The organism is Vibrio sp. V43_P6S15P86, assembly GCF_009904725.1.
Lineage (GTDB): Bacteria > Pseudomonadota > Gammaproteobacteria > Enterobacterales > Vibrionaceae > Vibrio > Vibrio diabolicus.
The window spans coordinates 1-10510 of the sequence record NZ_WXWT01000089.1 but is presented as its reverse complement, the minus strand read 5'-3'; the positions used below and the strand labels follow the sequence as shown (position 1 = coordinate 10510).

The 10510-nt window shown below is 44.9% G+C and carries 9 protein-coding genes; 1 reads left to right on the top strand and 8 read right to left on the bottom strand.

The features are described from left to right. A partial coding sequence (locus CAG69_RS03775; protein WP_161442795.1) for an HAD family hydrolase occupies positions 1-592 on the top strand: 592 nt, incomplete at its 5' end. Positions 593-691: 99 nt separating this feature from the next. Here the strand turns inward: CAG69_RS03775 and CAG69_RS03770 are convergent. The 8 genes from CAG69_RS03770 to CAG69_RS03735 form a co-directional block, all read right to left on the bottom strand. Next, positions 692-1171, bottom strand: a complete 480-nt coding sequence (locus tag CAG69_RS03770; RefSeq protein ID WP_161442793.1) for a Dps family protein — start codon at positions 1169-1171, stop codon at positions 692-694. A 300-nt stretch (positions 1172-1471) separates the two neighbouring features. Further along, a complete protein-coding gene (locus CAG69_RS03765) occupies positions 1472-3472 on the bottom strand; it encodes a HAMP domain-containing methyl-accepting chemotaxis protein (RefSeq protein WP_161442791.1) in 2001 nt (666 codons plus the stop codon). A gap of 144 nt (positions 3473-3616) precedes the next feature. Further along, the gene (locus CAG69_RS03760; RefSeq protein WP_161442790.1) at positions 3617-4825 is read right to left on the bottom strand and encodes a hypothetical protein; all 1209 of its coding nucleotides are present in this window, start codon (positions 4823-4825) and stop codon (positions 3617-3619) included. Beyond that, the gene (locus CAG69_RS03755; protein WP_005391145.1) at positions 4815-5531 is read right to left on the bottom strand and encodes an ABC transporter ATP-binding protein; all 717 of its coding nucleotides are present in this window, start codon (positions 5529-5531) and stop codon (positions 4815-4817) included. The genes CAG69_RS03760 and CAG69_RS03755 overlap by 11 nt, the downstream gene beginning before the upstream one ends. Next, positions 5531-6766 (bottom strand): ABC transporter permease, encoded by a 1236-nt coding sequence (locus CAG69_RS03750; RefSeq protein ID WP_161442788.1) that lies wholly within the window; start codon positions 6764-6766, stop codon positions 5531-5533. The genes CAG69_RS03755 and CAG69_RS03750 overlap by 1 nt, the downstream gene beginning before the upstream one ends. Then, the gene (locus CAG69_RS03745; RefSeq protein ID WP_161442787.1) at positions 6756-7985 is read right to left on the bottom strand and encodes an ABC transporter permease; all 1230 of its coding nucleotides are present in this window, start codon (positions 7983-7985) and stop codon (positions 6756-6758) included. Before CAG69_RS03745 ends, CAG69_RS03750 begins: the two co-directional genes overlap by 11 nt. A 35-nt stretch (positions 7986-8020) precedes the next feature. After that, positions 8021-8767, bottom strand: a complete 747-nt coding sequence (locus CAG69_RS03740; RefSeq protein WP_161442785.1) for an outer membrane lipoprotein-sorting protein — start codon at positions 8765-8767, stop codon at positions 8021-8023. 117 nt (positions 8768-8884) lie between these two features. Continuing rightward, entirely contained in the window at positions 8885-10327 is a 1443-nt protein-coding gene (locus CAG69_RS03735; protein WP_161442783.1) for a transporter substrate-binding domain-containing diguanylate cyclase, read from the bottom strand. Positions 10328-10510: the final 183 nt, after the last annotated feature.

Here is a 10510-nt window from a genome sequence, read left to right as displayed (position 1 = left end):
AGTCAAAGCCGTTATTTTCGACTTAGACAATACACTCGTCAGCTCCGATATGAACTTTAAAGATCTTCGTCAGCAACTAGGCTGTCCACAAAACGAAGATTTATTGGATTTTGTTGATAAGCTTGACCATCCACATCAGAGAGAGCATGCCCATAATGTCATCTTTGATCATGAAATTTCTGATGCTGAGCAGTCATCTCCGATGCTGGGTTGCCACGAGCTTTTGGCATACTTACATCAGCATAAAGTTAAAACCGCGATAGTAACGCGCAACTGTTTGATCGCTACGCAGCGTAAGTTAGAACATAACCGAATCAATGTTGAACATGTCCTCACTCGTGAATGCTATCCAGCAAAACCTGATCCTTTATCACTCCAAGTCCTAGCCAAAGAGTGGCGATTAATGCCAGATGAAGTACTTTATGTGGGCGATTTCCTTTATGACCTACAAGCCGCATACAACGCCCAAATGCCATCCTGCCTTGTTCACCACAATACGACTGCACAATTCCACGACTCCGCCTCTCTTGCTGTAAAAGAACTGACCGATTTACTCAAACATTTTCAGTCTTTTAAGCACATTCACGACTAACTAGGTACTTTCATAAACAAAAGGAGCACTCGCGTGCTCCTTTGACTTATTCCCGATTTATTTATGCGTCCCCAAGTGAGTGCTTGGGTGGTGCGTCGCTTAGCCTTGTAGGTAAGCGTTAAGCATCCACATTAATTTTTCTTGCTCACGGATGTAGTCACCCATCAATGCCGCGGTACCTTCATCGCCTGCTTCACCCGCGTTTTGTAGAATCTCACGCTGTTTTAGAAGTAGAACGCTAAAGCCTTGAACCAGACCTTGTACACACTCCTCACCAGAAGTCGCGTTTTGATGTTCTTTAATTTCACTTGCTTCCAAGTAGTGGCTGAATGCGTGCGCTGGTGTATGACCCAAGGTTAGAATCCGCTCTGCAAGCTCATCGATTTTTGTTTGTAGATCCGTGTAGATCTCTTCAAATTTTACGTGCAGTTCGAAGAATTGCGCACCTTTGATGTTCCAGTGGTAACCGCGTGAGTTCATGTACAACACTTGGTAATGCGCTAGTAGTTGATTTAGCTGTTGAGCTAGTTGTGCTGATTGTTCGCTGTCTAGACCAATTAGGCTTACTTGTTTGTTCATAATCTTGCTCCTAGAAGGATGATACCAATCGTAGTAACGAACGATTCTCTTACTGAGATTGGTATAAAGTTTAAAAATTCTTTTGCAGTATTTGCTGCCGATGGAGTCATATTACGACTCCGGCTCGGTGAAGAAAATTTGGTTTTAGCTATGATTTAAATAGCTAAATCCAATGAGCAAGTAGACGAATATCGGCGTATCATCCAACAAAAAGCCCCAACCCTTTTTGTGTAAAAAGGATTGGGGCTTTTTTACTATTTGGTTAACGTTCAAAAGTAGATGAACAGACGTAAACCTTATCTACGCCGTTTTGAAAGTTGCCATCTGTTGATTCAGCTCGGTAACTTGCTCTTTTACTTGCAATGATGTCTCTGATGCACGTTGGCTGTTATTCGAAACCTCATCCACTGATTGAGTAATACCGGACATCAATCCAGTGATCGAATTGGTCGCATGAGATTGCTGCTCTGCCGCTGCCGCAAGTTCTGCCATTTGTTCATTCAAAGAGCCAATTTGCTCAGTAGTAACAAGCAAACGAGTTACCGCTTTTTCAATGTGCTCCGCGCCCTGCTCCGCAAGTGATTGGCTGTGTTCAATTTCCTCAACTACCGAATTAGTCGAGCGTTGAATCGCGTTGATGATGCCGTTGATTTCTGTCGTCGATTGAGTAGTGCGAGTAGCTAACATACGCACTTCGTCCGCCACAACCGCAAAGCCTCGTCCTTGATCACCCGCACGCGCTGCTTCTATCGCGGCATTCAATGCCAGTAAGTTAGTCTGCTCTGCCAAGCCTTCAATCACCTCCGTAACTCGGCCAATGGCTTCGCTCTCTTTGCTTAACTGCGTCACTTGCGTACTCGCGGTTTCAATGCTGCCATGTAAGCTTTCCATCGTGACTTTGTTTTGCTCTAGCGCATCGCGACCTTGTTCAATCTCGCCTTTTGAATCAGAAAGCTTTTGCACCGATTGATTGGCTTGATCTAGGGTGTTACGCGCGGCTAAAGCGATCTCATCCAATTGGCTTCCCATTTCAACAATGCTGGTCTGTTGCTGTTCAACATTCGATGAGGTGACTTGCGCCGATTCCAACAAAGCACCCATACTGGTATCCACTTGGTGCGCTTTCTCACTTACCCCTGCCACGATGCTCGCTAACGATTGGTTCATGCGGTTAATCGAATCGGTAAGGTCTGCCAATTCATCTTTCCCAACAACGGTGAGCGGAGGCTGAGAAACGTCCCCTGAAGCGATCGTCTTGGCTCGCTCCGATAAGTTTTTCACTCGGCGACCAATGATATTGCCCATGTATTTTGAAATCGCTACCGCGGCAAACAAAACCAACGCTGCCGCAATCAGCATGGTGGTGAGTACGTTTTTGATCGACTGATTAATACCCTGTCCACTTTGATCTGCACGACTTTGTTGAGCCAATACGATCGTTTCTAAACTTTGGTCTAGGGCATCCGCTGCTGGCAACAGTTCGTTCGCCATCAGCAAGTTTGATTCGTTCCACTCTGGCGACTGACGCAATGCAATCACCTGCTCTGCTAAAGGAAAGTACAGTTGCTGCATTTCTTTAAACAGTGACCACAGTGATTGGTCGTTATCAGTAAGTCTGTCGAGTTTGCTGTCGATTTCCGCCACAGACTGATTGTGGTACTTAATCAAGTCGTGGTATTTGTCCAGATGATCTTGCTGCCCGTACAACAGGAAATCACGCAGAGCAGACAGAGCATTGGCGAGCGAGGTATAACTGTCGGCGTAAACTTTAAACAGACGTTTTCTGTCTCCACCAAATGGGTTTCCTGACTCTTCATTGATTAAGCTTTGAAGCTGATCAAGTGCCACTTCTGCAATGGGTGCCGCTTCGTTAATAAAGAGGTTGTGCGCGGGTAAGTTCTCATCACTGTGGCTGAGCTCAATCAACTTGTTCAGAGAGACTTTTACCGCGTCCCACTGGCTTTGAATCGCTTGAAAATCCTGTTCAGAGATCAAAGCCTGCAAAGTCGGAAGCGACTCGTCAGTAGACATCATGATATTACGCACGTCCTCACTCAGACGTGCGCTCGCTTCTTCATTACCACCTAGCAACATGTAGGCTCGAATAGAAGACAGCGACGCTTGAACGGACTGTTGGATACCGCGACTGGTGTCTACGGTAGGTAAATCAGATTTAAGTAGCGAAGAGGCGTGTTGCTCTACGGTGGTGACGTTGCGATACGTGAATACCGCTGATGCCATAAAAAGTACGGCTAGCAGCACAAAACTGAGCTGCAACTTCCCTGATATCGTAAGGTTCATCCATAAACTCCTGACAACGATGAGCCTTAAATATAACGATGTTTATAAAAATGTTAAATGCTTGTATCAAAAACAACTTCAGAACAAGGCATTATTTGTGATTGATTGCATTATTTAGGGATAGCAGTTAAATGAAAGGCGGCTCTAGTAACTATACCGGATATTAGCAAACACCAAAGTTGCAGGTGTTTCTCCAAATAAGCTGCCGTCCGTACCGTTAAAATGTTGAACTACAGTTAGCAGTTGCCAATTATCACTGAGTGAATAGCTGCTGGATAATCCAGCAAAGTAAGAGCCATCATCATAGTAACTAGCCGATAAGGTGACGCGGTTAAGCGCCGTTAAGTCGAAGCTAGCATCGGCATAAACAGTATGCTCCGTGAAGCTCAAGGTTTTCGCAGAGAGAGGGAGGTTTAGGTAAGTTAATGCGCTGCTCGCTGGCTTTGGTTCAGAAATAAACAACCAAGCCCCTCTCACCATCCAGTTACGCACACCACCAAAACTGTAATCTGACTCCAAACTAGCGACTGTCGTATCCTCAGTAGGCTGACCTTGACGCTCTGTATCAATAGGATCAAACCAGCTTAACTCGCCTCGAAACCCGGCTTGATAGATATCCGTCGCAAACCCTGCTCCAAGGACATAGTCTTGCCGAGATCGACCCGCAATGATTTGATAGTCCCAACCAGAAACGTTGGAGAAATATCGTAGTGACGTGCTGTTTTCTTTAGACTGCTTTGACGGAGAGAAAACGAGATCTAACCCGTCGGCAAACCCAAGTTTTTTACTCACCATGACAGCGTCTGTGCCCGCCCGCTCTTCGTAATCAAAGTCGTAAATAGAATAGGCGTTGTAGATGTCGTTTGGGTTCCAAATGGTGTTCATTGACCAGTTGACCCGGAACCGCCCTAACCTTGCACCCCAATCTTGGTCACTCCAAGAGACGTAGAGTCGATCCAGTTGGGTATTGAGGATTACATTATCTTCTCGCCAGTTTTTGCTTAGATCAAAATACCCATTATCAAGCGCCACGAGTTCCGCATATTGAGGAATCTCAAGCGCATCGCCCCACAATGCTCTATTCCTGATACCAAGATTTATTCGCCATTCAGGAGAAAAGCGATATTCAACGTTAATCCGGTTATGGAGTAGATGGTCAAGGGTATTACCCTGCTCGTCAGGCATACTATAGGTCGCCATGTATTTCACATAGCCATTGATATCCCATGCTTTTTCAGGCTCCAAACCCGGTATGCTGGCATTAGTTTTAATGCAAATTACCGCAGGACTTAACGCAAAAAAAAGCCGCAATAGCTTGGATAGTAAGCTTACGCCCTCTACTCTACCACGCATGGCTCTTCTCTATGGTGTTATCAATGTTGGCAAAATCTCGTGCCAAACGCCCGTCCTCAAATACTATGATTCGATGTGCGCGCTTAATAACTCTAGGATCATGGGTAGAAAAGATAAATGTCGTGCCTTCTTTTTCACTGAGTTGTTCCATGATATCAAGCAGCTCGGCTGTACTTTTTGCATCTAAGTTGGCGGTAGGCTCATCTGCCATTACAAACCTTGGTTTTGGTGCCAATGCTCTTGCAACCGCAACTCTCTGTTGTTGGCCTCCAGACATTTTACTCGGACGTTTATGCATCTGCTGTGATAATCCAACCTGTTGCAGTAGCGCGCTGGCGCGTTCACGACATTCCCTTTCTGTTTTCCCTTGCAATTGCATAACAAACTCGACGTTTTCAAGAGCTGTCAGTACGGGGAGCAGACTATAATCTTGGAAGATAAAGCCAATGTTATCGCGTCGATAAGCGATCAACTCTTTTTCTGACATATCAGAGATTAAGCATCCATCAATTTCCACGCGTCCTGATGTAGGAGAATCGATCCCGCCCAACATGTTTAGTAGGGTCGTTTTCCCTGAACCAGAAGGTCCCATAATAGCGACAAACTCACCTTGCTTGATCTCCAAATCTACGCTCTGAACCGCATGTACCGGAAAGTCACTCTTTGGGTTGTACGTCTTGGACAAGCCTTCCAATTTAATCGTCATTACGTTTTCTCCGCCATGGCATCCGCAGGTCGATGTTTGAGAATTTGCCTTGCTGGATACAGAGCCGCAAATAAGCTCGCGACAAAAATAGCCACAATAATCAATTGATACTCGTAAAACGATACTCTTGGATAAAGCAAGGTATCGACGCCATAAGCACCTAATCCATCAGCAAGTGCGCCAAGCGATAAGCCAGTAATACTCAGTATTTTCAGCATGACTGCGCTTCCTAATAACCCTAACGCGCAACCACTCAAACCAAGGAATAGCGTTTCCAAAATAATCAGTGTGCGAATTTTATGCTGCTGCATGCCAACCGCCATTAACACCCCAAACTCTCTCGTTCTTTCAAAAACTGACATCAGCATGATGTTGATGATTCCGAGAGTCATGGCAAGTACGAAAACGACCAACATAATTTGGTTAGAGATATCCATTGAGCTCATCATTGTTGCGAGTAAAGGCTGTATTTCTTGCCATTTTCTCACGACCAATTGTTCACGGTTGGCTTGTGGCAATATTGATAACGTAAATGCCTCTGCACTTTCTAGCTGTTTAGTCTCGTTGGAGTTCAACAAAACGCCAATTTCATGCGCACCCGACAAGCCTGCGATTGTTTCGAGATCGACTTTACGGACGTAGACATTACCGTCATCAAACGTGGTGGATGGCGTTTTAAAAATACCTCGAACGCGAAAAGCTGCGCCAGATACATCACCCTTGATGTCAGATAATGTTAAAACCACTTTCGATCCAACACGCAGCTTCAATCGATTTGCGGTTTTTTGCGAAACAAGAATGGGGTTTCTTCCCACTTCGTTTAACCATTCTCCGTCTATCACATGGCTTTTAAGCGGTGTGATACTTTGCTCTTGCTCAATATTGATGCCATTGATCCGAACGCCTCTCGTACTACGCGCAGAAGCAATCATGCCATCAGCAAGAAATCGCGCCGATACCGCTTTAACATCTTGATGTGCAGCCAAAGCGACCGTTATCGTTTGATAATTCGTTATTGTGTCACTAAGGTCAGGATTATTAAGGTAGGATTTCTGATGCACTTGTAGATGACTGGTTTGCCACGCTATCGCGTTTTTGATCATGCTGTCGACCAAACCGTTCATGAATCCAATCATGGCAACAACGCCCATTAAGCCGAACACCATCGCTCCCAGCATAATGGAAGTTCTGAGCTTGTTTCGCCATAAGTTACGCCACGCCAATTTAATCAACATGCGCGCCTCCTTTTAGCCCACTAGCAATGGGCAAGCGAAGAAGTCTAGCCATCGGATACATCAGACATAACGATAAAATAACGAGAACGACAAGAATTTGATCCATTAACAAATAAGGGTCTAGCGAAACAGGTACGATTGGTTCAAAGCCACTCTCCAGCATCACTTGTGCAGCATCGCCAGTAATCTCAATCGGATTGATATAGAAATACGCAAGCACAGGCGCGCTGATCAAGACACCGAGCACAAGACCAATAACAGAGATAAACATCGATTCAATGGCGACGAGCCCCATAAGCTTGCTGCGCAACATACCCGTCGCGAGCATCACCGCAAATTCACGCTGGCGCTCTAACGTCATCATCAAAATCGTGGCAAACAGGCCAAAACCAACAATGCCGTACAAGATATAGATCAAAAAGATCCCACCCGCTTTGTCCAAGGCTATCTGTTGAGAAAGTTCTGGCGACAGCTCCTGCCAGCTTTTTACTGCGACGCCATTCCCGTAGTGGCGCTTTAGTTGTTTAACAATGTCAGGCAACACGCGTAAACTTTGAGTGTTAAGGACCCATGCGGTGACTTGGTTATCAAGCGAATACAACGCTTGTGCGGTATCAAGAGGCATGTAGACCAACTGAGAATCTAACTGCTGCAAAGGAAAGTGCAAAATACCGGACACCTGATACAGTCCAGCCGCCGTTTGACCACGATAACCCGAACCATACAACACCAGTTCATCACCAACGTTCAAATGAAAGTAGTTTGCCAAACCCTCACCAACAAGCACCGAGTTTTGTCCAGATGCAATAAAGCGCCCTTGTACGATTTTGTCACTAATGCTGGAGTAGCTATCTTCAGCGTCAGGCTCAACGCCGAGCACCATCACGCCTTTGGATCGTTCGTCTTTGGCGGCAAGCGCAAATGACTCAATTCTCGGCAGAACGATGTCGATATCAGGATTATTTTTGGCAGATGCAATGAACGCAGGCGTTTGTGGAAGGACATCATCAATGCTAGAGGAGTCCCCAAAATCGGGATGTTGTAGCTGAATTAATCCCGTATAGAACTTCGCAGCGTTTTTAATATTTGAGGAGTAACTTCCTTCTTGGAACGCTCGAGTCAGTAAGGAGAGAAACAGAACAAGAGCTAACGCAGAAGCGGTTAACAATGTCCGCCGTTTTTGCCGCCATAGATTTCGCCATGCGAGCTTGATGAGCATCCGATTCTCACCTCTTATCTAAACCAAAATCCACCCTAATCTCGCAGAGCCTTCATTTGCTGCTGGGAGAAAAAGTCATCATCGATATCAAAATCAAATTGCGCTTCGTGCGTAATCAAAACCGTTTTATTTCCTGGTTTATCTATCGGTTGCATCTCCATGCGAGTCGCAACGTCTCGCCCACCCAACGTTTTCACATCGTAAGTCGTCAAAACATTTACTAGTTCATCAAATTCATCGTAAAACTCGACTTTGCGCTGTAAAAAGCTCGTTTGAGAGATCCACAGTCTGACTTTGCTCCAAACCACTGGGGCGTCAGGCTTGGCAAGTGCATCAATTACCCAAACTTTGTCACCATCAAAGGTTTCACTTTGAAGCAGTTGATGTTGATAATCGACAACAATAGAAGATTGGTTAATTAAATCATCATTCGTGAAGTCTGATCCCATCCAAGACTGACTGAGCATGGATGGCGCAATTTTAATCACTCGCTCGATACTCGGCACCCAATTCCACATTTCTCTATGACGTTTTAACGAGGCGCTACCTTTATCTTTCGCCGGAGCAGTCACCAAGACCAAAGATAATTCCGTACCTTTCGTCCAACTCTTCATAGTCATTGAACGTGACCAGTCAGGGCGAACAATTTTCATGGTGGCTTCGCTATAACTGGATTTTCCGCGCATCGCTTGATCAGACTTTTGGACTATATCGAAAGCGCTCTCAGCGTAAGAAAAAGAAGAGAGAAGTACACAAGCGATAACACAAAACGTTTTATACATACCTTCCCTCCGTACCGACACGACCTAGAATTTGAATCGAAACGGGCATAATAATTTTAAATTCAATTGAGTATAGCAAGTGAGGATTTAGAAATAGCGATTGGTGACTCAAAAACGCTAAGGGACTTGACGAAGCTCAGGTTGAACCTGGCTGTCTGTTATGACTTGAAACACCGCGCGATTTTTACCTTCAGACTTACCTTGATACATCAGTTGATCAGCGTCTTGTAAATTCACGATGTGAGTAAATTCAGGGTAGTATGCGCAGCCTAAGCTAATGCTCAAATGAATCGCTTGCCCGCCAAGGATAATAGGTTGTTCGTACACGGCTTTGCAGAGCATTTGGGCAAAGTTGCGCGCCTCTCGTTCAGAGAGCGATGCTGTCACGAGTGCGAACTCTTCTCCGCCAATTCTCGCCAATGTCATTCGTTCATCAGTCATTAATTTTGCTGTTTCAGCCACGGCCACTATCGCTCTATCTCCGACAAGATGACCGTATTGGTCATTAATTGATTTAAAATCATCAATATCAAATACCATTACCGTCAAGCTTCGCTGTAAGTGATTCAAGAGCGCCAATTGTTCAATCAAGTGTCTACGGTTGTAGAGTTTTGTTAGGGAATCCGTTAACGTCATCTCCAGCAATTGCTGGTTAGCAATCGTCAATTGTCTTGTGCGCAGCGCAACCATGCGTTTGAGTGCGAAGATATGATACAGCGTCGCGACCGCCATAACGAAAATCGCAATAGGTAGGAGATAAAGAGGATAGACCGTTTTCACCACACTCCACCGATTGAGGATCCTTTCTCGATCTGTATCGATAACTTTTTCAAACGCTCGAGAGACATCCAAAATGGAAGCAGAACTATGCAACCCTGCTGCAATCCGAAGGTCTTTACTATATAAATTTATTACAGGAACAAACATGCCAGCTCCCGGCATAGTTGCCATATAAAAGTTAGCTACTTGAAGGTCCGCGACGAAATACAGCACCTTCTTATCGACAGCGGCCTGTATCATCGTGTCGTTATTAATGTACTCTGCAATAGGCGCATTAGGATAATTCATCTTAATAAACTCAGACTCGTAACTTCCTTTAACGACACCAATTGGCAACGTCATTTCACCAGCTAAAACACTTTTGACATCAATCGAAAGCACGTCTTGATTGACATATAATTTAGTTTGAATGGGCATGATAACTGCGCCAAAATCCAAGTAATCGGCTCTTTCCGATGAGTAAACCAATCCCGCGTGAAAGTCAGCACGCCCCTCTTTTACGGCCTGTAAAGAAGCATCCCAATCAAGAAGCAGAAACTGAACATCAATTTGGTTGTCCGCCGCATACGCTTTCCAGAAGTCGATCAAAATGCCTTTGGGTTCACCGTCTGGGCTAAGGTAAGAGAATGGCTTCCAAGCTTTGGAGTTAGCAACAATTAAAGAATGAGACTCTGACTTGTGCGCATACGTCATCGGGCAAATAGACAGCCATAGTAGTAACAAAGAAGCACACGCTTTTGTACACTTGCAACCATAAGTACCATAACTCGTCGATGACATACCTACTTCTCACCAGTCTTTTTAAACCATAATCTCGGCTGTTTTGTCTGATCTAAAGATATAGCAGAGCGGTGTCGGACAGGAAGTGGCTCCTATTGATATGAATCTAACTTAGTAAGTTTTAGTACTTATTTGGTACTTTTCAGCGTCTAGTTTTAAGAAGAAAGCTAGCCAGTATAAGGT